The sequence below is a fragment of the Phocaeicola dorei genome (assembly GCF_013009555.1).
In the GTDB taxonomy this organism is placed as follows: Bacteria; Bacteroidota; Bacteroidia; order Bacteroidales; family Bacteroidaceae; genus Phocaeicola; species Phocaeicola dorei.
Genome location: NZ_CP046176.1, coordinates 3,296,872 through 3,320,070, shown reverse-complemented (window position 1 = coordinate 3,320,070; position 23,199 = coordinate 3,296,872). Strand labels below are relative to the sequence as shown.

General features: G+C 40.8%; 24 protein-coding genes. 16 read left to right on the top strand and 8 right to left on the bottom strand.

Annotation, left to right across the window (positions count from 1 at the left end; all coding sequences use genetic code 11):
* Positions 1-209: 209 nt before the first annotated feature.
* A complete protein-coding gene (locus tag GKD17_RS14040; protein ID WP_007833186.1) occupies positions 210-965 on the top strand; it encodes a NigD1/NigD2 family lipoprotein in 756 nt (251 codons plus the stop codon).
* A 75-nt stretch (positions 966-1,040) separates the two neighbouring features.
* On the opposite strand, the gene crcB is transcribed toward GKD17_RS14040, so the two are convergent.
* Positions 1,041-1,406: a fluoride efflux transporter CrcB gene (crcB, locus tag GKD17_RS14035; RefSeq protein WP_007833187.1), complete on the bottom strand. Its 366-nt coding sequence runs from the start codon at positions 1,404-1,406 to the stop codon at positions 1,041-1,043.
* 98 nt (positions 1,407-1,504) lie between these two features.
* Between crcB and GKD17_RS14030 the strand changes: the two genes are divergently transcribed.
* The 5 genes from GKD17_RS14030 (at position 1,505) to GKD17_RS14010 (ending at position 8,284) form a co-directional block, all read left to right on the top strand.
* Positions 1,505-2,911, top strand: coding sequence for an amidophosphoribosyltransferase (locus GKD17_RS14030; RefSeq protein WP_007833188.1), 1,407 nt, complete (start codon positions 1,505-1,507; stop codon positions 2,909-2,911).
* Between the two features lie 107 nt (positions 2,912-3,018).
* Positions 3,019-4,239: a peptidase T gene (gene pepT / locus GKD17_RS14025; RefSeq protein ID WP_007844294.1), complete on the top strand. Its 1,221-nt coding sequence runs from the start codon at positions 3,019-3,021 to the stop codon at positions 4,237-4,239.
* A 35-nt stretch (positions 4,240-4,274) separates the two neighbouring features.
* On the top strand, positions 4,275-5,360 hold the full coding sequence (gcvT, locus tag GKD17_RS14020) for a glycine cleavage system aminomethyltransferase GcvT (RefSeq protein WP_007833190.1): 1,086 nt from the start codon (positions 4,275-4,277) through the stop codon (positions 5,358-5,360).
* Between the two features lie 206 nt (positions 5,361-5,566).
* The gene (locus GKD17_RS14015; RefSeq protein WP_007833191.1) at positions 5,567-7,834 is read left to right on the top strand and encodes a cation:proton antiporter domain-containing protein; all 2,268 of its coding nucleotides are present in this window, start codon (positions 5,567-5,569) and stop codon (positions 7,832-7,834) included.
* 24 nt (positions 7,835-7,858) lie between these two features.
* Positions 7,859-8,284 carry an HIT family protein gene (locus tag GKD17_RS14010; protein ID WP_007833193.1) on the top strand — a complete coding sequence of 142 codons (426 nt, stop codon included), beginning with the start codon at positions 7,859-7,861 and terminating at the stop codon, positions 8,282-8,284.
* 77 nt (positions 8,285-8,361) lie between these two features.
* Here the strand turns inward: GKD17_RS14010 and GKD17_RS14005 are convergent, their stop codons facing one another.
* The 4 genes from GKD17_RS14005 to GKD17_RS13990 form a co-directional block, all read right to left on the bottom strand.
* On the bottom strand, positions 8,362-8,790 hold the full coding sequence (locus tag GKD17_RS14005; protein ID WP_007833195.1) for an RNA-binding S4 domain-containing protein: 429 nt from the start codon (positions 8,788-8,790) through the stop codon (positions 8,362-8,364).
* Positions 8,790-9,353: an aminoacyl-tRNA hydrolase gene (pth, locus tag GKD17_RS14000; RefSeq protein WP_007833197.1), complete on the bottom strand. Its 564-nt coding sequence runs from the start codon at positions 9,351-9,353 to the stop codon at positions 8,790-8,792. The genes GKD17_RS14005 and pth overlap by 1 nt, the downstream gene beginning before the upstream one ends.
* Positions 9,354-9,377: 24 nt before the next feature.
* Entirely contained in the window at positions 9,378-9,974 is a 597-nt protein-coding gene (locus tag GKD17_RS13995) for a 50S ribosomal protein L25/general stress protein Ctc (protein ID WP_007833198.1), read from the bottom strand.
* A gap of 180 nt (positions 9,975-10,154) precedes the next feature.
* The gene (locus GKD17_RS13990; RefSeq protein WP_005841624.1) at positions 10,155-10,538 is read right to left on the bottom strand and encodes a PUR family DNA/RNA-binding protein; all 384 of its coding nucleotides are present in this window, start codon (positions 10,536-10,538) and stop codon (positions 10,155-10,157) included.
* A gap of 195 nt (positions 10,539-10,733) precedes the next feature.
* Here GKD17_RS13990 and nusB point away from each other — a divergent pair, with 195 nt between their 5' ends.
* The 5 genes from nusB to GKD17_RS13965 all read left to right on the top strand — a co-directional run bounded on the left by nusB (position 10,734) and on the right by GKD17_RS13965 (position 14,154).
* Positions 10,734-11,660 carry a transcription antitermination factor NusB gene (nusB, locus tag GKD17_RS13985; RefSeq protein WP_005841621.1) on the top strand — a complete coding sequence of 309 codons (927 nt, stop codon included), beginning with the start codon at positions 10,734-10,736 and terminating at the stop codon, positions 11,658-11,660.
* Positions 11,661-11,716: 56 nt separating this feature from the next.
* Positions 11,717-12,031: a preprotein translocase subunit YajC gene (gene yajC, locus GKD17_RS13980; protein ID WP_005841619.1), complete on the top strand. Its 315-nt coding sequence runs from the start codon at positions 11,717-11,719 to the stop codon at positions 12,029-12,031.
* Positions 12,032-12,044: 13 nt separating this feature from the next.
* On the top strand, positions 12,045-13,058 hold the full coding sequence (locus GKD17_RS13975; protein WP_007833208.1) for a CdaR family protein: 1,014 nt from the start codon (positions 12,045-12,047) through the stop codon (positions 13,056-13,058).
* Entirely contained in the window at positions 13,051-13,647 is a 597-nt protein-coding gene (coaE, locus tag GKD17_RS13970; RefSeq protein ID WP_007833210.1) for a dephospho-CoA kinase, read from the top strand. The genes GKD17_RS13975 and coaE overlap by 8 nt, the downstream gene beginning before the upstream one ends.
* Positions 13,648-13,713: 66 nt before the next feature.
* Positions 13,714-14,154: a DUF5606 family protein gene (locus GKD17_RS13965; RefSeq protein WP_007833211.1), complete on the top strand. Its 441-nt coding sequence runs from the start codon at positions 13,714-13,716 to the stop codon at positions 14,152-14,154.
* A gap of 715 nt (positions 14,155-14,869) precedes the next feature.
* Here the strand turns inward: GKD17_RS13965 and clpB are convergent.
* Positions 14,870-17,458 (bottom strand): ATP-dependent chaperone ClpB, encoded by a 2,589-nt coding sequence (gene clpB / locus GKD17_RS13960; RefSeq protein WP_007833214.1) that lies wholly within the window; start codon positions 17,456-17,458, stop codon positions 14,870-14,872.
* Positions 17,459-17,732: 274 nt separating this feature from the next.
* Between clpB and GKD17_RS13955 the strand changes: the two genes are divergently transcribed.
* The 3 genes from GKD17_RS13955 (at position 17,733) to GKD17_RS13945 (ending at position 20,298) form a co-directional block, all read left to right on the top strand.
* Positions 17,733-18,314 carry a DUF6621 family protein gene (locus GKD17_RS13955; RefSeq protein ID WP_007833218.1) on the top strand — a complete coding sequence of 194 codons (582 nt, stop codon included), beginning with the start codon at positions 17,733-17,735 and terminating at the stop codon, positions 18,312-18,314.
* 12 nt (positions 18,315-18,326) lie between these two features.
* Positions 18,327-19,223 carry a LysR substrate-binding domain-containing protein gene (locus GKD17_RS13950; protein WP_007833219.1) on the top strand — a complete coding sequence of 299 codons (897 nt, stop codon included), beginning with the start codon at positions 18,327-18,329 and terminating at the stop codon, positions 19,221-19,223.
* An 88-nt stretch (positions 19,224-19,311) separates the two neighbouring features.
* Positions 19,312-20,298 (top strand): YeiH family protein, encoded by a 987-nt coding sequence (locus tag GKD17_RS13945; protein WP_007833221.1) that lies wholly within the window; start codon positions 19,312-19,314, stop codon positions 20,296-20,298.
* Between the two features lie 50 nt (positions 20,299-20,348).
* On the opposite strand, the gene GKD17_RS13940 is transcribed toward GKD17_RS13945, so the two are convergent.
* Complete coding sequence (locus tag GKD17_RS13940) at positions 20,349-21,638, bottom strand: MgtC/SapB family protein (protein ID WP_007844303.1); 1,290 nt, start codon at positions 21,636-21,638, stop codon at positions 20,349-20,351.
* A gap of 78 nt (positions 21,639-21,716) precedes the next feature.
* Positions 21,717-22,199, bottom strand: a complete 483-nt coding sequence (locus tag GKD17_RS13935; protein WP_007833229.1) for a hypothetical protein — start codon at positions 22,197-22,199, stop codon at positions 21,717-21,719.
* A 133-nt stretch (positions 22,200-22,332) separates the two neighbouring features.
* Here GKD17_RS13935 and GKD17_RS13930 point away from each other — a divergent pair, with 133 nt between their 5' ends.
* Complete coding sequence (locus tag GKD17_RS13930) at positions 22,333-22,842, top strand: hypothetical protein (RefSeq protein WP_007833231.1); 510 nt, start codon at positions 22,333-22,335, stop codon at positions 22,840-22,842.
* A gap of 148 nt (positions 22,843-22,990) precedes the next feature.
* Entirely contained in the window at positions 22,991-23,194 is a 204-nt protein-coding gene (locus GKD17_RS13925; RefSeq protein WP_007833233.1) for a Sec-independent protein translocase subunit TatA/TatB, read from the top strand.
* Positions 23,195-23,199 lie beyond the last annotated feature (5 nt).

The window sequence follows — 23,199 nt, the reverse complement described above, 5'->3', positions numbered from 1 at the left end:
ATCTAAATTTCGGTAAAATTATCCCTTTGTTCGCCTATAGCGTCACTTGTTTAGATGTAGAAAATGCAAATGGAAGAATGTTTGTAACATTACTGTCAGATGATTATGTTTTCTTAACAAAACTTCGTGCAGCATTATGGTATAGCCTGCATTTCTTTCAATAGAAAAGACTTATAAACTAGAATAATTAACTAATAAAGAAAAGCACAATGAAAAAGTTTTTTGGTTTTAATAAATTGCTTGCGTCTGTAGCGGTACTTGCTTCTGTGATGATCTTTCAATCCTGTTTGGATGATGATGATAATGATTATTACAGATACGCGTGGCCCAATGCATTGGTTACTGTGAAACCGGTGGCCGACAATTCATTTTTTATGCAGTTGGATGACAGTACGACACTGTTGCCTGTCAATATGAAAAATTCTCCTTATGGTGAGAAGGAAGTAAGGGCTCTTGTAAATTTCGATCCGGTGAATGAGTCAAGCGGAGAGTATGACAAGGCTGTACATATCAACTGGATAGACAGTATCTTGACAAAACCGATTGCCGGTGATTTAGGAGATAAGAATGATGAAGTGTATGGTACTGACCCTGTAGATATGATTAACGATTGGGTGACAATTGCCGAGGACGGTTATTTGACTTTGCGTTTCAGAACCATGTGGGGGGATCGCAGTCAAGCTCATTTTGTCAATTTGCTGATGAGTAAAGATGCTGAAAATCCTTATGAGGTAGAATTCCGCCATAATGCCTTTGGTGATGTATACGGTGAACCTGCCGACGGACTGGTGGCATTTAATTTGGATTCTTTGCCTGACACTGAAGGAAAAACAGTGAAGCTGAAATTAAAATGGAAATCATTTAACGGAGAGAAAACAGCGGAATTTGATTATTGTACCCGTAAGTCAACTCCTGCAAACAATGCAGCCATTACAACCGGACGAAGTGTCTTGAGATTAAAATAAGGTTTTATAACTGAGGTGCAATTTCAATCCCTCCTGTTCTATGTGGTATAGAGCCGGAGGGATATTTATTTTGCTCTATTCGCTCATCCATATCCCTAGCATTACTCCGAGGATACCCAATACCACACTGCTAATGATGTATGTGAAAAAAGAGGGGTAGAGTCCTGATTTCAGTAATTGCAAACTTTCGTTGCTAAAAGTGGAGAAAGTGGTGAAGCCACCGCAAAGTCCGATAGTGAGCATCAGTCTTATATCATTGTTGATATGAATGCGTGAGGTGAGGGTATAAAATACCCCGATAAGTATGCAACCCAAAATATTGACTGCGAAAGTACCCCACGGAAAATTCGTTGCTCCCTGGCGATAAATACTTATGGTAAGCAGGTAGCGAAGTACACTTCCTGTACCTCCTCCCAAGAAGATGAGTAATAGTGATTTCATAAATGCTACATTTTGATGCAAAAATAGCAATGATTATTCATTCAGAGCCAAACTTTTTTAGTAATTTTGCACCCTAAACGAAAAATACGCAAAAAGGAATGGGTGGTTTTTTTGGAACAGTCTCAAAGGCTGAATGCGTCACCGACTTATTTTACGGGACGGACTATAATTCACATTTAGGAACAAAAAGAGGTGGTTTGGCTACGTATGCTCAAGGAGAGGGCTTTATGCGCTCTATCCACAATTTGGAGAGCTCTTATTTCCGTACGAAGTTTGAATCTGAACTTCCAAAGTTCAAAGGGAGTTCGGGTATCGGCATTATCAGTGATACGGACCCGCAGCCTATCGTGATAAACTCGCATCTAGGCAAGTTCGCCATCGTCACAGTAGCTAAAATCAATAACATTACGGAATTGGAATGCGACTTGTTGGCGGCTAATATGCACTTTTCTGAAATGAGTCTTGGCAAGACGAACCAGACAGAACTGATAGCATTGCTTATTGTGCAAGGAAAAAATTTTGTAGATGGTATCGAGAATGTTTTTAATAAAATCAAAGGATCATGCTCCATGCTGATATTGACGGAAGATGGTATTATAGCAGCACGTGACAAATGGGGGCGTACTCCGATTGTAATAGGTAAAAAAGAGGGTGCGTATGCTGCGACAAGTGAATCAAGCAGTTTGCCGAATCTGGATTATGAAATAGAGAAATATGTAGGACCGGGCGAAATTATTCGCTTGCGTGCCGATGGAATGGAACAAATGCGCAAGCCGAACGAAGGAATGCAGATTTGTTCTTTTTTGTGGGTATATTATGGATTTCCGGTTTCATGTTATGAAGGAAAAAATGTAGAGGAAGTACGTTTTATGAGTGGTTATAAAATGGGGCAGAAGGACGATTCGGAAGTTGATTGTGCCTGCGGTATTCCTGATTCGGGGGTAGGTATGGCATTGGGGTATGCTGAAGGTAAAGGAATTCCTTATCATCGTGCTATTGCCAAGTACACACCTACCTGGCCTCGTAGTTTCACTCCTGCCAATCAGGAAATGCGTTCACTGGTAGCAAAAATGAAGCTGATACCTAATCGCGCAATGCTGGAAGGTAAGCGCGTGTTGTTTTGTGACGATTCTATAGTGCGTGGGACCCAGCTTCGTGATAATGTGAAAATTTTATTTGATTATGGTGCTAAAGAGGTTCATATGCGCATTGCTTGTCCGCCATTGATTTATGGATGTCCTTTCATTGGTTTCACTTCTTCAAAAAGTGATTTGGAACTGATTACCCGCCGGATGATTAAGGAGATTGAAGGCGATGAAAATAAGAATCTGGAAAAATATGCAACAACAGATTCGCCGGAATATAAGAAGATGGTACAAATGATTGCCGACCGCTTTGGTCTGAGTTCGTTGAAGTTCAATACTTTGGAAACTTTGGTAGAAGCGATAGGATTACCAAAATGTAAGGTATGTACCCATTGTTTTGATGGCTCCAGTTGCTTCTAATAACAAAATAATAAAATATTAATAAAAAAGAGCTGTGATTTGTTTGGCAATTCACGGCTCTTTTTCTATTTTTACAGGCAAGTATGAATATTAAAACAAAAAGAAAAATGACGGTAATAGAACGATTTTTAAAATATGTAAGCTTCGACACTCAGTCTGATGAGAATAGCGGAGTTACCCCTAGTACGCCGAAGCAGATGGTGTTTGCGCAATATTTAAAATCAGAATTGGAACAATTGGGTTTTCAGGAAATTTCTTTGGATGAGAATGGTTATCTGTTTGCTACATGGCCGGCCAATACGGATAAACCGGTTCCTGCCATCGGATTTATTGCACACATGGATACCAGTCCCGATATGACGGGTGCAGGAGTCACCCCACGCATTGTCTATGGTTATGATGGGACAGATATTGTATTGTGTGAAGAAGACAACGTTATACTTTCTCCCAAGCAATTTCCCGAATTGTTGGATCATAAAGGGGAGGATCTTATTGTAACTAACGGCAAGACATTGTTGGGAGCTGATGATAAGGCGGGCATTGCTGAAATTATCTCAGCTATGGTATATCTGAAAGAACATCCTGAAATCAAGCATGGAAAAATTCGTGTGGGATTTAATCCTGATGAAGAAATAGGCTTGGGTGCACATAAATTTGATGTGGAGAGATTCGGATGCGAGTGGGCATATACGATGGATGGTGGTGAAGTAGGGGAGTTGGAGTTTGAAAACTTTAATGCCGCTTCTGCAAAAGTGATTATTAAAGGACGTAACGTACATCCGGGATACGCTAAGGATAAAATGATCAACTCTTTGCGTGTAGCTAATGAGTTTGTGGCTTTACTGCCTACGGACGAAGTGCCTGAGTGTACTGATGGTTATCAGGGATTCTATCATTTGATTGGCATGACGGGTGAAGTAGAGCAGACTACTATCTCTTATATAATCCGTGATCATGACCGTGCCAAGTTTGAGGCATGCAAGGAAAATATGAAAAAATGGGCGGAAATCATCAATAAGAAATATGGAGAAGGTACCGTTACCTTGGAACTGAAAGATCAGTATTACAATATGCGTGAGAAAATTGAGCCGGTGATGCATATCATTGATGTCGCTTTCAAGGCTATGGAAGAGGCGGGCGTGACACCTAAGGTGAAGGCTATCCGCGGCGGAACGGATGGCGCACAACTTTCATTCAAAGGATTGCCTTGTCCCAATATTTTTGCCGGTGGCTTGAATTTTCATGGCAGATATGAGTTCGTGCCAATCCAGTCTATTGAGAAAGCTATGAAAGTAGTGGTGAAAATTGCTGAGTTGGTGGCAAGATAAGTAATTTATTAACCTTAAAATAGTAAAGTAATAACATGAAAACAACTCCGTTTACCGAAACACACATTGCCTTGGGGGCGAAAATGCACGAATTTGCAGGTTATAATATGCCTATTGAATATTCGGGAATTATTGATGAACACCTTACAGTATGTAATGCCGTAGGTGTTTTTGACGTATCCCATATGGGTGAATTTTGGGTAAAAGGTCTTAATGCGTTGGAGTTTTTGCAGCAAGTGACTTCAAACAATGTAGCAACTTTGCCTGTCGGTAAAGCGCAATATACTTGTTTCCCTAATGAGGAGGGAGGTATTGTTGATGACCTGTTGGTATATCACTATGAATCCGAAAAATACTTGTTGGTGGTAAATGCAGCCAATATTGAGAAAGACTGGAACTGGTGTGTCAGTCATAACACAGTGAGTGCGGAATTGGAAAATGCATCCGACCATATGGCACAGCTTGCTATTCAGGGACCGAAGGCTATGGAAGTTTTGCAAAAACTGACTCCGGTCGACTTGTCCGAAATTCCTTATTATGCTTTTACCACAGGTGAGTTCGCCGGTCAGAAAGATGTGATTATTTCGAATACCGGTTATACCGGTGCAGGTGGTTTCGAGCTTTATTTTTATCCCGAAGCCGGTCAGGCTATCTGGAAAGCAATTTTTGAAGCAGGTGCTCCTGAAGGGATTAAACCTATCGGACTAGGGGCTCGTGATACATTACGTTTGGAAATGGGCTTTTGCCTGTATGGTAATGATTTGAGTGATACCACTTCTCCGTTGGAAGCAGGATTGGGCTGGATTACTAAGTTTGTTGAAGGAAAGAATTTCATTTCACGCGCTTTACTTGAAAAGCAGAAAGCCGAAGGATTGAAACGCAAGCTGATTGCTTTTGAAATGGTAGACCGTGGTATTCCCCGTCATGGTTATGAACTGGTAAATGCTGATGGAGAGAAAATAGGTGAAGTAACTAGTGGTACCATGTCTCCAATGCGTAAGATTGGTATTGGTATGGGATATGTTCAGACCGCTTACACAGCATTAGGTACTGAAATATTTATTGATGTGCGCGGACGCAAACTGAAAGCTGTAATAGTAAAGGCCCCGTTCAGAAAATAAATCGAAAGCCGGAAAAGAGAACGCTGATAACAAATATAACGCGAATATTCAGATTTTTTGAATATTCGCGTTTTTCTTTATATGGCTGATATACATTTGTTGTTAGTTCCTTTCCATAAAAACAGCTTTTGATGCAAAATTAATAATAGGATGAAGAATATGATAAATAGATAATTCTTAATTTTGCAATCAAAAATTTATTAGCTATGTCTGAATTGGCTCCATTGATAAGTGATTTGGCTTTGATTCTGATCTGCGCCGGTGTCATGACGCTCGTCTTTAAACGGTTAAAGCAACCTCTTGTTCTCGGCTATATCGTAGCCGGCTTTTTGGCAAGTCCCCATGTTCCTCTTACTCCGTCGGTCATTGATGTGGCCAATATCCATACATGGTCGGAGATTGGTGTGATATTTTTGTTGTTCGCTCTGGGATTGGAATTTAGTTTCAAGAAATTGGTGAAAGTAGGAGGGACAGCGGTCATTGCGGCGTGTACCATTATATTTTGTATGATATTGGTTGGAATTTTTGTGGGGTGGTCTTTCGGGTGGCAACGCATGGACTGTCTGTATTTGGGAGGTATGTTGGCCATGTCCTCTACGACTATTATTTACAAAGCTTTTGATGATTTGGGGTTGAGGCAGCAACGGTTTGCCGGTTTGGTTCTTAGTATTTTGATATTGGAAGATATATTGGCTATTGTTTTGATGGTTATGTTGAGTACAATGGCAGTGAGTCAGAATTTCGAGGGTAGTGAAATGGTCTATAGCATTGCTAAATTATTATTCTTCCTTATATTATGGTTTGTGGTAGGTATTTATATCATTCCTACATTTTTGAAGCGTTCCCGCAAGTGGATGGCAAATGAAACATTGCTGATTGTTTCGCTGGCATTGTGTTTCGGTATGGTAGTTGTAGCGGCCAAGGTTGGATTTTCGGCTGCGTTTGGAGCTTTTATAATGGGGTCTATTTTGGCAGAAACGGTGGAGGCCGAAAATATAGAGAAGCTTGTGGCCCCTGTAAAAGATTTGTTTGGAGCCATTTTCTTTGTATCTGTGGGAATGATGGTAGACCCTGCCATGATTGTAGAATATATATGGCCCATTGTGATTATTACATTGGCCATTCTGCTTGGGCAGGTTATTTTTGGTACAGGTGGCGTGATTTTGTCGGGACAGCCGTTGAAAGTTGCCATGCAATGTGGTTTCAGTCTGACCCAGATTGGTGAATTTGCATTCATTATCGCTTCATTGGGGGTAAGTCTGAAAGTAACCAGTGATTTCTTGTATCCTATTGTGGTGGCTGTTTCGGTCATTACCACATTTCTGACCCCGTATATGATACGTTTGGCGATACCTGCTTATCATATAGTAGAGAAACGTCTGCCCGGCAAATGGAGAAAAATGCTTGAGCGTTATTCGTCGGGATCGCAAACGGTGAATCATGAAAACAATTGGAAGAAATTGTTGGTTGCCATAGCTAGGATTGTAGCTGTTTATTCCGTATTGTGTATAGCTATGATTACACTTTCATTCCATTTTATTATTCCATTGTTCCGGGCTAGTCTGCCTGTCTTTTGGGCAAATCTGGCAGGAGCTGTTTTTACTATCGTTTGCATCGCACCTTTCTTGCGTGCCATTATTATGAAGAAAAACCACTCTGTAGAGTTTCAGGCGTTATGGCAGGATAATCGTTTCAACCGGGCACCCTTGATTTCTACCATTTTACTCCGTATAATGATAGCTGTCATGTTTGTGATGTTTGTGATAGAGAAACTTTTTCAGGCTTCCACGACTTTGCTGATCGGTATAGCTGTTGTTTTGGTAGGTATGATGATGTTCTCGCGATGGCTAAAGAAACAATCTATATTCATGGAGCGTACTTTTATTCAGAATTTGCGTTTCAGAGATGTGCATGCTGAATTTACAGGCCAGAAACGTCCTGAGTATGAAGGACATTTGTTGTCCCGCGACTTACATCTTTCGGATTTTGAGATACCTGCGGATTCCTTATGGGCGGGACATACATTAAGAGAATTGAATTTAGGGCATAAATACGGAGTGCATGTGGCATCTATCATTCGTGGAATGCATCGTATTAATATTCCTGGGGCGAATGTACGTCTGTTTCCCGGTGACACCATACAGGTAATCGGTACGGATGAGCAGTTGGGCGAGTTTGCCCGTCAAGCAGAAAGAGTATCAGCCGCCGCCGAAGAGGAAGATTTGGAAAGGCGTGAAATGAGTCTGAAACAGTTCATTATAGATCGTAACTCATTTTTCTTGGGTAAGAATATCAGAGAAAGTGGTATCCGGGATGAGTACAAATGTCTGGTAGTAGGCGTCGAAAAAGAAGATAGTACGCTGATGACCCCTGATATCAATGTACCTTTTACGGAAGGAGATGTGGTATGGGTGGTAGGCGAACGGGATGATGTGTACCGTTTGTTGGGTAAGAAAGAAAAAGAGGAAGAATAATTAATTTTAATAAATAAGAAAACCATGAAAAGTGATCCTAAAGATTGTCTGTATTGTCAGAACAATGAGACATTGCACAATTTAATGATTGAAATAGCGCCACTGAGTGTTTCACGTGTATTCCTTTTTAAGGAACAAACCTATCGCGGACGTTGCCTTGTTGCTTATAAAGATCATGTAAACGACTTGTTTGAACTGAGTGATGAAGAACGTAACGCATTTATGGCAGATGTTACCCGTGTGACCCGTGCCATGGACAAGGCTTTCCATCCTGAAAAAATAAATTACGGAGCGTATAGTGACAAACTTTCTCACTTGCATTTTCATTTGGTCCCCAAGTATGTGGATGGACCTGATTATGGAGGTGTATTTCAGATGAATCCGGGAAAAGTTTATCTGGCTGATGCGGAATATCAAGAAATGATTGAAGCTATAAAGAAAAATCTGTAGTAGCGATTAGTGGTTAGTGATTAGTGCCTGCGGTGTATGCATCCGCTATTAACCACTAATCACTAACTATTAACTAATCACTCTTTTTCTTCGAAATCAAATTCAAAGTCGAAGTCATCGTCACCGAAATATTCAGGAGTAATGAACTCTTCCATACTGCGACGGTCCTTTTTAGTGGGACGTCCTGTTCCGCGGGCGCGATCAACAAAACCGCTGATTTTGCTCATTTCCAGCAATTCATATTGTTCCGGAGTCGTTACATTCTCCAGTATTTCAGGAACCAATTTGGCACCTATACGTTTTTCTATTGCCTGTAAAACTTTAAATGAGTACGTGACAGGTGGTTTCTTTACATGTATCACTTCTCCCGGTTTTATCATTCTCGATGGCTTCACCTGAGTGCCGTTGATAGAAACCCGTCCTTTCTTGCATGCTTCGGCAGCGATAGTGCGGGTCTTGAATATACGTGAGGCCCATAGCCATTTATCAATTCTTGCTTCAGCCATTACTTTTTATTGTATTGGTTCATTGTTATACTGATGCCTGCCAGGCAAAAACTCTTAATTATGTCGCAAGCCGTTGCTACACGTTCGTCCATGGTCTTCAAATCTTTATCAGTGAAGTGACCTAATACAAAATCTATTTGCCCGCCACGGGGAAAATCGTTGCCGATACCAAAGCGCAGACGGGCATAATCTTGTGTGCCCAGCGTAGCAGCTATATGTTTCAAACCATTGTGTCCGGCATCGCTGCCTTTTCCTTTCAGACGTAATGTACCGAAAGGAAGGGCGAGGTCGTCCACCACTACCAACACATTTTCCAACGGAATGTTTTCTTTTTGCATCCAGTAGCGCACTGCATTTCCACTCAAGTTCATGTAAGTAGACGGTTTCAGCAGGATAAGCTGGCGTCCTTTGAGCGAGAGGGTGGCAGTGGCTCCGTAACGTCCGTCAGTAAAAACAAGATTGGACGCCTTTGCAAGGGCGTCCAATACTGTGAATCCTATGTTGTGACGGGTATTTCGGTATTCTTCACCTATATTACCCAGTCCTGTAATCAAATATTTCATTGATAAGGATTAAAGGGTTACTGATTATTTACCGGCAGTTGCAGCAGCACCACGAGCGGCACGAGTTAATTTAACTGCGCAAACAACGGCTTCTTTAGCGTTAATCAATTCCAAACCTTCATAGCTTAATTCGCCCACTTTGATAGTCTTGCCCAGACCCAAAGAAGTTACATCAACAACCAGGCGTTCAGGAATTACATTGTATAAAGCTTTCACTTTCAGTTTACGCAACTGTAATGCCAATTTACCACCGGCACGTACACCTTCTGCCAAACCTTCCAACTGAACAGGAACTTCCATAACAATAGGTTTGGCTTCATCAATCTGATAGAAGTCAACGTGAAGGATTGCATCCGTTACAGGATGGAACTGGATATCTTTCAAAATAGCGTTTACTATTTTACCATCAATGTTCAAGTCTACAACATAGATGTGCGGTGTGTATACCAAGTTACGGAGTCCTTCGGTGGGAACGGAGAAGTGAGTAGCTACGGGCAAGCCGTTTTCGTCTTTCTGCACTCCATACAATACACAAGGAACACCATTGTTCTTACGCAATTCGTGAGTTGCTTTCTTTCCTACGTCTGTTCTGACAGTACCTTTAATTTCAATTGATTTCATTGTTTTTAAATTTTTTGTGTTACTCTAAATTAAGTTGATCTTATTGCTTAATTCGCCATCACACGATGTGGTATATCACACGATGAGCTTGAAAAAGCGGTGCAAAATTACTGCTTATTTCCGACTTGACAAAAAGAAAGCACAATTTTTTTATCATTGTGCTTTCTTTATCAGTTGGAATCAGAAATCGATATCTATTTTAATTTCATTCGGACTAAGCGGTTTGTGCGCATCTTCGGTTGTTTCCTGTTCTTCATTTTCAGTGTGATGAGGTTCAATAGGACCTTGCTCTTCGGCAATAAACTGTATAGCCTGTTGTAAACCGTTCATGAACTTCTCAAAATCTTCTTTATATAGAAAAATCTTATGTTTTTCGAAGCTTACTTGCGAGTCATCACCTTCTCCCGAAACAATTTTCTTGCTTTCAGTAATAGCCAAAAACATTTCATCTTTTCGATTTTTCTTCACATCTAAATAATAAATACGTTTGCCGGCTTTAATTGCTTTTGAAAAAACAATTTCTTTGTCACCATCCACTACACTTTTCTTTTTATAATCTTCCATAACTTAAGTATCTTTATAAATCGGCTTCAAAATTGGACATTTTTTTTAAATGGGCAAAAAATTTGCGGATAAACTTCGATGAAAAAAGCGATTTAGATAGCTCTATGTAAATTTTACATTAAAAAATGTAATTATGTTATGTAAAATCAATGAAAATACCTACTTTTGCAACTCCTTAATAATTTTATGTGAATTATGATAAATAGAGTTCTTATTCGTCTTAAGATAGTTCAGATAGTCTATGCTTATTATCAGAACGGAGGCAAAAACTTGGATACAGCGGAAAAAGAGTTATTTTTCAGCCTTTCTAAAGCGTATGACTTATACAACTATCTGCTGCTTTTAATGGTAGAGGTAACTAAACAGGCTAACAAACGACTGAATGCTGCGAAAAACAAACTGGTTCCTACTAAGGAAGAATTGTTTCCCAACACTAAATTTGTAGAAAACCGCTTTATTGCACAGTTGGAGGTAAACAAACAACTGCTGGAGTTTTCGAACAATCAGAAGAAAACTTGGGAGAATGAAGCTGATTTCGTAAAGACTTTATGTGATAAAATCTTAGAAAGCGATATATATAAGGAATATATGGCCAGTGAGACTTCTTCGTATGAGGAAGACCGTGAATTGTGGCGCAAGCTATATAAAAATATTATTTTTAATAATATCGAACTAGATCAGGTTTTGGAGGACCAAAGTTTGTATTGGAATGATGATAAGGAAATAGTGGATACCTTTGTGTTGAAGACCATCAAGCGTTTCGATGAGAAGAATGGTGCAAAACAGGAATTGTTGCCGGAATTTAAAGATGAGGAGGATCAAGACTTCGCACGCCGTTTGTTCCGTCGTACTATCTTGAATGCCGATTATTATCGTCATCTGATTAGCGAAAATACAAAGAACTGGGATTTAGACCGTGTGGCTTTCATGGATGTGGTTATTATGCAGATCGCTTTGGCTGAAATTCTGAGTTTTCCCAATATTCCGGTCAGCGTATCACTGAATGAGTACGTAGAAATAGCCAAACTGTACAGCACCCCGAAAAGCGGTGGCTTTATTAACGGAACTTTGGACGGAATCGTTAATTCATTGAAAAAAGAGAATAAGCTAACAAAAAATTAATATCTTTGTTTGTTATTGAAGAATAACAGCATTATAAACTAAAAAACATAGAAAGTATGAACTTATTATTTGTATTTCTGCAGGCAGGGGGTGGTGGAGATTACTCTTTCCTGATTATGATGGTAGCCATTTTCGCTATTATGTATTTCTTCATGATTCGTCCTCAGAATAAAAAACAGAAAGAGATTGCTAATTTCCGCAAGAATTTGGAAGTGGGTCAAGAAGTGATTACTGCAGGTGGTATATACGGAAAGATAAAAGAAATAGAAGATAATACAGTTGTTTTGGAAATTGCATCAGGCGTTAAGATTAAAATTGATAGAAATTCTATCTTCGCTAATGCTGCATCCAACCAACAACAGGCAAAGTAAATGACATGATAACATGTTCGACAAAAGGAACATACGTATTTACTATTTAAAGACTTTAGAGAGAATCAGAAGCTTCCTGCTTAGCCGTAATAGCAGGGAGTTCCTGATTTTCTTGTTTTTTGTATTTGTATCTTTCTGCTTTTGGTTGCTTCAGGTGTTAAATGATGACTATGAAACGGAATTTTCCATTCCGTTACGGTTGAAGAATGTACCTAGTGATGTGGTGTTGACCTCCGAACTTCCTGATGAACTGCGTATTGGCGTGAAAGACAGGGGGACTGTATTGGCTAACTATATGCTGGGGCAGACATTTTATCCCATTGTTGTGGACTTCAAGGACTATGAGGATAAAGGGAGCCGTGTCCGGATTCCGGTTTCAGCTTTAATGAAAAAGATTTCGGTCCAGTTGAATCAGACAACCAAATTGCTGACCATACGGCCGGATACTGTGGAGTTTATTTATACGAAAGGGAAGGCAAAGAAGGTGCCCGTGAAGTTACAAGGCAAGGTGGCTTTAGACCGCCAGTATTATATCTCGGATATCATTTACTCGCCGGATTCAGTGATGGTTTATGCTCCTCAGGAGATTTTGGATACCATCACGGCTGCTTATACACAGGCATTGAATTTTGAAGATGTGGCAGATACCATTCGTCGTAGGGTGAATCTGGCCGATGTACGCGGAGCGAAATTTATTCCCTCTTTTGATGATGTGACTTTATTGGTAGATATCTACGCTGAGAAAAGTGTGGAGGTGCCTATACGTGGCATCAATTTTCCGCCCGACAAGGTACTTCGTACTTTTCCTTCCAAGGTTCAGGTGACTTTTCAGGTAGGTCTGAGTCATTTCAAGTCCATCACTTCCGAGGATTTCTTTATCGGGGTGACTTATGAGTCTTTGTTGAACAATAAGGGGGAGAAGTGTCCGGTCAATCTCAAATCCATCCCCCGATATGTGAACCATGTTCGTTTGAATCCCAAAGAGGTGGATTATTTGATAGAACAACGAATTAAATTCAATGATTAAGATAGCGGTTACCGGTGGCATCGGCAGTGGAAAATCATACATTTCCCATTTGTTGGAGAATATGCATATCCCTGTGTATAATGCGGATAATGAAGCGAAACGTCTCACTGCTTCTGATGCCGGAATTCGTGGGGAACTGATCGCTTTGTTAGGTGAGGATGTTTATAAGGATGGTCTGTTAAACAAGCCGTTGTTGGCTTCCTATCTGTTTTCCGATCCGGCGCATGTGCTCCAAATCAATTCCATTATCCATCCCCGGGTACGGAAAGATTTTACCGTATGGGTGGAACGTCAGGAAAAGTGTGAGATAGTGGGTATGGAATCGGCTATTTTGTATGAGGCTGGTTTTCAGGATACGGTAGATGCGGTAATAATGGTCTATGCACCTGTAGAACTGCGTATACAGCGTGCCATGTATCGTGACGGAGCCAGCGAGGAACAAGTCCGGGCACGTATTGCTGCCCAGATGGATGATGAAGAAAAGCGTCGGCGGGCCGATTTCACGGTGGTGAATGACGGGGTGCAATTGCTCATACCCCAGTTGAACAGAATAGTAGAACAATTAAAAACCGAAAAATTCATACTATAAATTTGGGAGTTTCATTGGTGAATTGTACTTTTGTTTCCTCAAACCATAAATATAAAATAGAATAGTATGTTAAAGACCATTTTATCAATCGCGGGCAAACCGGGATTATATAAATTGATTTCTCAAGGAAAGAACATGTTGATTGTAGAAACAGTTGACGCAGCTAAGAAAAGAGTTCCTGCTTATGCTCATGACAAAGTTATCTCATTGGCGGATATTGCTATGTACACAGATGCGGAAGAAGTGCCTTTGAGCGAAGTGCTGGAAGCGGTAAAGAAGAAAGAGAATGGAGCGGTTGCTTCTATCAATTATAAAAAAGCATCAGCCGATGAGTTGCATGCTTATTTTGCAGAAATTTTGCCAAATTATGATCGTGACCGTGTTCATAACGGGGATATCAAGAAACTGATTTCATGGTACAATATTTTGGTAAACAATGGTATTACTGAATTTGTAGAAGCTCCGGCAGAATCTGTCGACAAAGTGGAAGAAGCTGCTGCTGAATAATTGAAATAAAGCGAAGGGGAAAAGCCCGTCAAGCAGTTTACAATCTGCTTGACGGGCTTTTTGTTCATCGGCATTATTGGTAAAAGAAGTAGGATATCTTACTTCTTTCAGTGGAATATGATCATAGATCGTGCTCTATAAAGGATACCCTGAAAAATCCTTCAAATCCTTCAGACTTCCCGCAAACGCCTTGTTCGTGGGCATTTCGGCTGAAGGATTGGGTTCGGGAATGCTTCAGTCGGGGATTGGAATCCTTCAGCCGAATCGGTGTTTCTCTGATTTTCAGGGAATCGTTTTTCTTGAAGGATATTTTTCGGCTGAAACATTTCGCGATGTATATCTTTCAGCCGGAATGTCGGCGGGCAGGGTGTTTGCGGAGTAGCTGAAAGATCTGAAGGAAAAATAAGGAGTTTCGGCATGTAGATGCCATTATGGAAAAAACAACAGGTCAAATTTTAAAAAGCTCTTGTTCTTTCAATGAAAACGTCTTGTTCTTTTTTTTAAAGACCTTGTTCTTTTCAGAAAAGAACAGGACGTTTGAGAGGTTAGTAATGTGCATGCCGGAAAGTTAGTAACGTGTGGGGTGACACGTTACTAATGCGTGGGCTGTAAGATTAGTAATGTTGCAGGTGGAAGATTGTATATCTTACAAGTGATGAGCCCCCCTTTACTCAGGAAAGATAAGATCTTATCTTTCCTGGCTGTTTGTAACATTCTAGTTGCGGAATTTTAATCCGTCACCAGCTGTTTCTACGATAATCGGTTTGCTTCGGTCTACTTCCTGTGACAATAGTTTTTTGGACAAATCATTCAGCAAATAGCGCTGGATGGCACGTTTCACAGGACGGGCGCCGAATTCGGGATCATAGCCTGTGCTGGCAATGAAACGGACGGCCTCATCGGTCATTTCCAAAGTAATGCCGTTGCCGGCCAGCATATTCTTGATACCGTTGATTTGTAACATCACAATCTGTTCTATCTCTTCTCTGTTCAAAGGCAAGAACATAATTGTTTCATCTATACGGTTCAGAAACTCCGGTCGTATCGTTTTTTTCAACATGGACATTACCTCTTTCTTCGTCTCTTCAATCACCACTTCGCGATTCTCGTCATTAATCTTTTCGAACTGGCTTTGAATGTATGCGCTGCCCAGGTTGGAAGTCATGATGATAATCGTATTCTTGAAGTTTACCGTACGTCCCTTGTTGTCAGTCAGACGTCCGTCGTCCAAAACTTGCAGCAGAATATTGAACACATCGGGATGTGCTTTTTCTATTTCATCAAATAATACCACAGAGTATGGTTTGCGTCGGACGGCTTCTGTTAACTGACCGCCTTCATCGTAACCTACGTATCCGGGAGGCGCTCCGATCAGGCGAGATACAGAGTGTTTCTCCTGGTATTCGCTCATGTCGATACGCGTCATCAGACTCTCGTCATCAAACAGGTAGTCGGCCAATGCTTTGGCAAGTTCTGTCTTACCTACACCGGTAGTACCCAGGAAGATGAATGAACCTATCGGACGTTTCGGATCCTGTAATCCGGCACGGCTACGGCGTACGGCATCGGATACGGCTGCTATGGCTTCATCCTGACCTACCACACGCAAATGTAATTCTTGCTCCAGATGAAGCAATTTGTCACGTTCGCTTTGCAGCATCTTGTTAACAGGTATCCCTGTCCACCGTGAAACAACATCGGCAATGTCCTCAGCGGTAACTTCTTCCTTTATCATGGCACTGTCACCCTGCTTGTGTTTCAGGTCTTCTTGGATATCCTTAATCTCGTTCTCTAAAGCCTGTAATTTTCCATAACGGATTTCGGCCACTTTACCGTAATCTCCCTCACGTTCCGCTTTCTCGGCTTCAAATTTCAATTGTTCTATTTCCTGCTTGTTTTGCTGAATCTTGTTGACCAGTTCCTTTTCACTCTGCCATTTGGCTTTGTAAGAGGTTTCCTGTTCTTTCAGTTCGGCAATCTCTTTATTCAGCTGTTGTAATTTGGACTCGTCTTTTTCACGTTTGATGGCCTCACGTTCAATTTCCAGTTGTTTCAGGTGACGTGAGATTTCATCTAGTTCTTCAGGCACAGAGTCACGTTCCATACGCAATTTGGCAGCAGCTTCATCCATCAGATCAATAGCCTTGTCCGGAAGGAAACGTTCGGTAATGTACCGGTTACTCAATTCTACAGCGGCAATGATGGCTTCATCTTTGATACGTACCTTGTGATGGTTTTCGTAACGTTCTTTCAATCCACGAAGAATAGAGATGGTGCTCAGCGTGTCCGGTTCGGCTACCATAACAGTTTGGAACCGGCGTTCCAATGCCTTGTCCTTTTCGAAGTATTTCTGATATTCGTCCAAAGTAGTGGCTCCGATGCTGCGGAGCTCACCACGGGCCAAGGCGGGTTTCAATATATTGGCGGCATCCATGGCACCTTCACCTTTACCGGCTCCGACCAAGGTATGGATTTCATCGATAAACAGGATGATGCTGCCTTCGGCTTTGACCACTTCATTGACAACAGATTTCAGACGTTCCTCAAATTCACCTTTGTATTTGGCTCCAGCAACCAGTGCGCCCATATCCAATGAGAAGATTTGTTTGTTCTTCAAATTGTCGGGTACATCACCTCGGATGATACGGTGTGCCAAACCTTCAACAATGGCGGTCTTACCAGTACCCGGCTCACCAATTAAAATCGGATTATTCTTGGTACGGCGGCTTAATATTTGTAATACTCTACGTATTTCTTCATCACGCCCGATAACCGGATCAAGTTTTCCGCTGCGGGCAGCCTCATTCAAATTAATGGCATATTTGCTTAAGGATTGATAAGTGTCTTCACTGGATTGTGAAGTTACTTTTTCACCTTTACGTAGTTCTGCTATGGCGGAGCGCAGCTCTTTGTCTGTCATTCCCGCGTCTTTCAATATGGTAGCGACAGTACTCTTTACATTCAATAAGGCCAGGATAATAGCTTCCAGTGAAACGAATTCGTCACCCATCTCTTTGGAATACTGTACGGCTCTTTGTAATATCTCGTTGCTTTCACGGCTAAGGTAAGGTTCTCCTCCCGAAACCTTAGGCAGCGAGTCAATTTGCTTGTCGATGACCAATGCGATCTGCTGGGCGTTCATTCCCAATTTCTGGAAAATGAAGTTGGTGACGTTTTCACCTACTTTCAGTACTCCGGCCAACAGATGCACAGGCTCGATAGCTTGCTGTCCGCGGGCTTGAGTTACGTTCACCGCTTGTTGCACTGCCTCCTGTGATTTAATTGTGAAGTTGTTAAAATTCATATTGTATCTCCTTTCTAAATATTATTCAAATACCTATTGAAAACGTAACTGTCACTGCTTTGTTCAGTGGCTTTTGCGATTTCATTTGATAATCGTCAAATAGTTTGCCAAAAAGAAAAAGAAAGCTAATGAAGTAAAATAAGAAGACAAAATGACAGGCTTTCCGGCTTTTAAATGAAAAAAAGTCCGAATTGTACACAAAAAGGCAGATAACTCTTTTTGCAGGCAGATGATAATTGCTATCTTAGCATCGAAATCATAAAATGAAAACGAGATGACAAATGAAATAAAGTTTGCAGATACTGTAATTCTGGTGGATGTAGCCTATGTAGATAGGGTGGCGGGTGATTTATCCAAACATTTTGGTGACGTGGTGGGGCGTAAGTTGCCGAAAGCGGATTTGCCGGTGTTGTTGGAATGTCTGTCACTGGATAGTGGAATACCCTTGGGGGAGAATGCAGTTCAGGTATTATTTATTTATGACGAGGAAAGTAAGAAAATGGATGCTTTTCAGCCGTCGGATTTGGAAAAGGAATTAAATAACGTGGCTTTCAAAAGCCAGTTGGGAGAGTTTGCACTTTATTCTTTCGAACCGTCGGATATGGCTAGTCGCGAAGAGTTGTTTCTAGAGTCTTTGAGAGTGGTGGTTGATGCAAAAGAGGTGAAACGGGTAATTATTGTCCCTGCCGAAGAAGAATATGGGGATAAAGTTCCTGCTATATTAAATAAGGTGGACGGAAAAGAAAAAATGACAGTATTCGGCATGAATCCTCCAGCCTGTGAAGTGGCTTATCAGTGGGAGATGTTTGGATTCGCAGTTTTACAGTCGTTAGGAATTAAAGCAGACGAACTATAATCATTAAAAAACATGTCTGATTTCAGGTTAAGAGTATTCAGTAGTGTTGCGAAAAATCTCAGCTTTACAAAGGCTTCGCAGGAGCTGTTTATCAGCCAGCCGGCTATAACCAAGCATATTCAGGAATTGGAAACGATGTACCAGACGCGCCTTTTTGAGCGAATGGGTAACAAGATCTTGCTGACTGATGCAGGCAGGTTGTTGTTGGAACATTGTGAGAAAATTTTGGAAGATTACGGACGCTTGGAGTACGAGATGAACTTATTACGTAATGAGCATACCGGTGAGTTACGCTTGGGAGCCAGTACTACAATTGCCCAATATGTGCTTCCTCCCTTGCTGGCTCGTTTCATCGAGAAGTTTCCGCAAGTGTCTTTATCACTTTTCAGCGGGAACTCCTCTGAGGTGGAAAAGGCATTGCAAGAACATCGCATAGATTTGGCATTGGTAGAGGGCAATACCCGGCAACCTAATTTGAAATATACTCCTTTTCTGCAAGATGAGCTGGTGGCTATCGTCCATACTCGTAGTAAGTGGATGGATTATGATGAGATAACTTTGGATGAATTGAAAGAAGTTCCTCTTGTGCTTCGTGAAAGAGGTTCGGGAACATTGGATGTATTGATTACCGCTTTGCATAAACACAACATAAAGTTATCGGACCTTACTATCCGTATGCACCTGGGGAGTACAGAAAGCATTAAATTATTTTTGGAAAATAGTGAGTGCATGGGGATTTTGTCTATCCGGTCTATTAATAAAGAACTGTATTCAGGAAAGTTTAAAGTATTGGATATAAAAGACCTGGTGATGTTTCGTGAATTTGATTTTGTCCAATTGCAAGGGCAGGATACAGGGCTTCCGACTCTGTTCATGCAGTTTGCCAATCATTATAAGGAAAAGTTATAACCTATAATTAAAAACGATTAGATTGTTATTGAAACATATACTACCTTTGCACCTCGAAATAGAGAAATAATGTTAAAAAGTAAAATATATGATTTCAGTAACAGCTTTACAGCAAAACAACAAAATTATTTATGTAGGCTTGCTTTCCACGTTAACGGTCTTTTTATTGATGGACTATATTCCGGTATTGGCTCCATTTTCCCGGTGGGTCACTCCACCCGTATCTTTATTTCTGGGGTTGATATTTGCATTAGTTTGCGGACAGGCCCATCCTAAATTCAATAAAAAGGTTTCTAAATATTTGTTGCAATATTCTGTAGTGGGATTGGGGTTCGGTATGAATCTTCAGGCTTCTTTGGCTTCCGGCAAGGAAGGAATGGAATTTACGATCATTTCTGTAATCGGTACAATGATTATAGGTATGTTTATAGGGCGTAAACTTTTGAAGGTAGACCGTGATACGGCTTACCTTATCAGTTCAGGTACTGCAATTTGTGGGGGGAGCGCTATTGCTGCTGTGGGGCCTGTATTGAAAGCTAAAGATAGTGAGATGTCTGTGGCTTTGGCTACTATCTTTGTATTGAATGCTATCGCTTTGTTCATTTTTCCGGTGTTAGGTCATACGTTTGGGTTAGATCAACAACAGTTTGGTACTTGGGCAGCTATTGCTATTCATGATACGAGTTCTGTGGTGGGTGCAGGTGCGGCATACGGTGAAGAAGCGTTGAAAGTGGCGACTACAATTAAACTGACCCGTGCCCTTTGGATTATTCCTTTGGCATTCGCTACATCTTTTATTTTCAAGGGGAGTGGTAAGAAAGTAAGCATTCCTTGGTTTATCCTTTATTTCGTTGTAGCTATCGTTCTGAATACTTATGTGTTGGATGGTGTACCTCAATTCGGGCAGGCCGTTTCTGGACTGGCACGTAAGGGATTGATTATTACCATGTTTTTTATTGGAGCTTCCTTGTCTATGGATGTACTGAAGCAAGTCGGTATGAAACCTCTGGTTCAAGGTGTTGCTCTTTGGGCAGTGATTAGTATTAGTTCATTGGCTTATATTCTACTCTTCTGATAGGGATTTAAATCCTGTTATCCGCATATGCTTTTTTATGAGAATATAATTTAGAAGTAATAGATGAGTAATAGTACAGCGTTTATCCCAATGACAGTGAGGAATCCTTTCCATACATAAGGCAGTATTTCTTTTCTGCGGGAGGAAAAAAATATGGCATAGAACATATTCACCACAATGTTGCTGATGATAGCTTGCATGATGCAGGCTCCTACGATAGTTGCTGGAATGCTTCCGCCTTGTAACAGGTTAAGTATGAAAGGGGTGATGTCACTTAATCCTGCTGCAATGGAGAGAATACTCAAACCTCCTGTTCCTGCATAAATTAATGTATAGTGAGTCAGAAATGTAAATACTACGAATAATAAAGCAAAGATCAGAGCGACTTTGAATTCCAGCGGATTACTTTCCGTTTCCGGCTCCTCAATAACTTCGCGCTCGCCTTTTATAGTATGCTTTTTATGGATGAATATACCGATGCCGGCGGCGGTTACAGACATGATGAGCAGATAGGGGTAGATATCCAGAAAGATGGAAGTGCTGAATATAAGGATCAAAATCATGAAACGCAAGAACATCATGCTGATAGCAAGCATCATGGCAGATACATATTCCGGTATTTCATGCGTTTGTATCCGTTTACATTTGCGGGCAAGGATGGAAATGGTAGCGGTGCTGCTATACAGACCACCGATAATACCCGAAACTAGAGTGCCTGATTCGCGGAAAACATATTGTTTCAGCAGGTAGGATAAATAGGAGATGCCCGATACGACTACAGTAGCCAGCCAAATGGTGTATGGAGTGAGATTGATACCCGGTATAAGAGGTTCCTTGGGTAACATGGGCAAAATGATACCGCTGATAGCCAAAAATTTTGCCAGTGTTATCATTTCATCATTTTGCATCCGTTGTACAAGTTCGGTAAAGGTGTGTTTCATTTCTGTGAAAAGAAGCACGGTGACTACCATCATGACATAAAACCAGGAAGGCTGTGTACTTATGATAGGAGCCATACAATAGGTGATAAGAGCGATGATGATTGTTGTCACTCCAAACACGTGAAACTGGGATTGCTTGACATAATAATTGATACCCAGTAACATGCCTAAAATTATCCCGCCTCCCATAAATAAATGCATTTCCTTAGGGTCAAGTATATAGAGGAGATATCCCAAAATACCGATAAAAGTAAAAGTCCGGTCTGTGCCGAAAAGCGTAGTTTCCCCTTCTCGTCTCAGACTGATTCTCCGTTGGGATAAACCGATGAGTAAAGAGAACAATGTTACTAGAATGAAAGTAACCAATTGCTGGGGAAGGTAATCGTACAACTTTTCCATAAATTTGTCAAGATTAGGTTGATGTAATTGGTTTTTCTGTTCAAACCACATGGACCCCTCTGATGGATTCAAATGGTTTTAAAACGCTTGCTTAAACTTGCTTTCTTCAAAAAGTCCTTTTAATTTATCATCACTTTTTATTTGGTTGATGATTGTGGACAGAACTCCTGCTTTGGGCAATTCTACTACAACGTCTGTTTTATATTTACCACCGTTCTGTCGGCTGTTTTCACAAATTACTTTTAAGTTAGCAGCCTCTTGCTGGGTAACCATTTGGATCAGATCTAAAAATTGTTCCCATTCTGCATTACCGAATTTATTTTGAGACTTGGCAGCCATTTCTGCTTTTGCCTTGATCTGGTTAGTTATTGCGGTACGGGCTGTAATGATCGCCTTCTTTTTGGAGGCAGTGGCGTCACCGCTCTGAGCTGATGCCGAGGCACGGAAGAAGTCTGCATTTGTACTATATGTATTTCCGGTACAAGGAGTGCTTTGTGCCTGTGCCCATGTTGATATTCCAAGGACGAAGGCTAAAAAATAGATGAATTTATAATATTTCATAGTTGGAATTTTATCAATTTATTGCGAAGATAGAGGAATATTTGATAATATAAACAAGAAAAGAGAAAAAAAAGATTGAGCTTGCTTTATGAAATGATTATATTTGCAGAAATTAAATGAAAGGTTAGTATTTATGGAATCAACAACAAAATTCTATTCGTTAAACTACACAAACGTAAATACTTATTTATTTGCGTTCGTGTTTATTGTAGGTAATGTGGTATTGCCGCAACTTTGTCATTTGGTGCATTGGGGTGGTCCTGCTATGTTACCCATTTATTTCTTTACATTAATAGGTGCTTATAAATATGGATTCAAAGTGGGGATGTTGACGGCTGTTCTTTCTCCGCTTGCCAATAGCATCTTGTTTGGAATGCCTTCTGTGGCTATACTGCCGGCTATATTGGTAAAGTCGGTATTGTTGGCGTTGGTGGCGGGATATATGGCAGACCGTTTCCGTAAGATTACAATTCCTGCATTGCTGGGGACTGTTATGGCATATCAGGTGGTGGGTACCTTGATAGAATGGGTTCTTGTCGGTGATTTCTATTTGGCGGCACAGGATTTCCGGATTGGGATTCCGGGCATGTTGCTCCAGATTTTTGGCGGCTATGCATTGCTGAAAGCTATTGCAAAAAGATGAGTTGTAAACACTTGATGTTAATGTTGCAAACTGTGAAACAACCTGAAAATGGTGGCGCTGGTTATGTCCTGGTAGTTGTCATGGATGGAGAGCACGATAAATAGATGACTTTGGTTTTTGATAAATCATTTAATAGTTAATAGATAAAATGACAGGCACATTATTATTTTTAGGATTAGGAATGCAGGAAGTGTTATTCATTGCATTGATTGTTCTTTTGTTCTTTGGTGGGAAGAAGATACCCGAACTGATGAAGGGGTTGGGCAAAGGGGTTAAGAGTTTTAAAGAAGGGATGAACGGGTTGGAGGATGATATAGATGGGAAAGATAAGAAAGGGGAAACGAAAAAGTGACAAAT

What these genes read in the sequence shown, in the direction of transcription:
- GKD17_RS13925 (WP_007833233.1), top strand. Translation starts at nt 22,991, where the DNA reads ATGACAGGCACATTATTATTTTTAGGATTAGGAATGCAGGAAGTGTTA.
- pepT (WP_007844294.1), top strand. Translation starts at nt 3,019, where the DNA reads ATGACGGTAATAGAACGATTTTTAAAATATGTAAGCTTCGACACTCAG.
- pth (WP_007833197.1), bottom strand. Translation starts at nt 9,353, where the DNA reads ATGAAATATTTGATTACAGGACTGGGTAATATAGGTGAAGAATACCGA.
- GKD17_RS13940 (WP_007844303.1), bottom strand. Translation starts at nt 21,638, where the DNA reads ATGGAAAAGTTGTACGATTACCTTCCCCAGCAATTGGTTACTTTCATT.
- coaE (WP_007833210.1), top strand. Translation starts at nt 13,051, where the DNA reads ATGATTAAGATAGCGGTTACCGGTGGCATCGGCAGTGGAAAATCATAC.
- GKD17_RS13965 (WP_007833211.1), top strand. Translation starts at nt 13,714, where the DNA reads ATGTTAAAGACCATTTTATCAATCGCGGGCAAACCGGGATTATATAAA.
- yajC (WP_005841619.1), top strand. Translation starts at nt 11,717, where the DNA reads ATGAACTTATTATTTGTATTTCTGCAGGCAGGGGGTGGTGGAGATTAC.
- GKD17_RS13935 (WP_007833229.1), bottom strand. Translation starts at nt 22,199, where the DNA reads ATGAAATATTATAAATTCATCTATTTTTTAGCCTTCGTCCTTGGAATA.
- GKD17_RS14040 (WP_007833186.1), top strand. Translation starts at nt 210, where the DNA reads ATGAAAAAGTTTTTTGGTTTTAATAAATTGCTTGCGTCTGTAGCGGTA.
- GKD17_RS13945 (WP_007833221.1), top strand. Translation starts at nt 19,312, where the DNA reads ATGATTTCAGTAACAGCTTTACAGCAAAACAACAAAATTATTTATGTA.
- GKD17_RS14005 (WP_007833195.1), bottom strand. Translation starts at nt 8,790, where the DNA reads ATGGCTGAAGCAAGAATTGATAAATGGCTATGGGCCTCACGTATATTC.
- GKD17_RS14030 (WP_007833188.1), top strand. Translation starts at nt 1,505, where the DNA reads ATGGGTGGTTTTTTTGGAACAGTCTCAAAGGCTGAATGCGTCACCGAC.
- GKD17_RS14015 (WP_007833191.1), top strand. Translation starts at nt 5,567, where the DNA reads ATGTCTGAATTGGCTCCATTGATAAGTGATTTGGCTTTGATTCTGATC.
- GKD17_RS13990 (WP_005841624.1), bottom strand. Translation starts at nt 10,538, where the DNA reads ATGGAAGATTATAAAAAGAAAAGTGTAGTGGATGGTGACAAAGAAATT.
- nusB (WP_005841621.1), top strand. Translation starts at nt 10,734, where the DNA reads ATGATAAATAGAGTTCTTATTCGTCTTAAGATAGTTCAGATAGTCTAT.
- GKD17_RS13995 (WP_007833198.1), bottom strand. Translation starts at nt 9,974, where the DNA reads ATGAAATCAATTGAAATTAAAGGTACTGTCAGAACAGACGTAGGAAAG.
- GKD17_RS13955 (WP_007833218.1), top strand. Translation starts at nt 17,733, where the DNA reads ATGACAAATGAAATAAAGTTTGCAGATACTGTAATTCTGGTGGATGTA.
- gcvT (WP_007833190.1), top strand. Translation starts at nt 4,275, where the DNA reads ATGAAAACAACTCCGTTTACCGAAACACACATTGCCTTGGGGGCGAAA.
- GKD17_RS13950 (WP_007833219.1), top strand. Translation starts at nt 18,327, where the DNA reads ATGTCTGATTTCAGGTTAAGAGTATTCAGTAGTGTTGCGAAAAATCTC.
- GKD17_RS14010 (WP_007833193.1), top strand. Translation starts at nt 7,859, where the DNA reads ATGAAAAGTGATCCTAAAGATTGTCTGTATTGTCAGAACAATGAGACA.
- clpB (WP_007833214.1), bottom strand. Translation starts at nt 17,458, where the DNA reads ATGAATTTTAACAACTTCACAATTAAATCACAGGAGGCAGTGCAACAA.
- GKD17_RS13975 (WP_007833208.1), top strand. Translation starts at nt 12,045, where the DNA reads ATGTTCGACAAAAGGAACATACGTATTTACTATTTAAAGACTTTAGAG.
- crcB (WP_007833187.1), bottom strand. Translation starts at nt 1,406, where the DNA reads ATGAAATCACTATTACTCATCTTCTTGGGAGGAGGTACAGGAAGTGTA.
- GKD17_RS13930 (WP_007833231.1), top strand. Translation starts at nt 22,333, where the DNA reads ATGGAATCAACAACAAAATTCTATTCGTTAAACTACACAAACGTAAAT.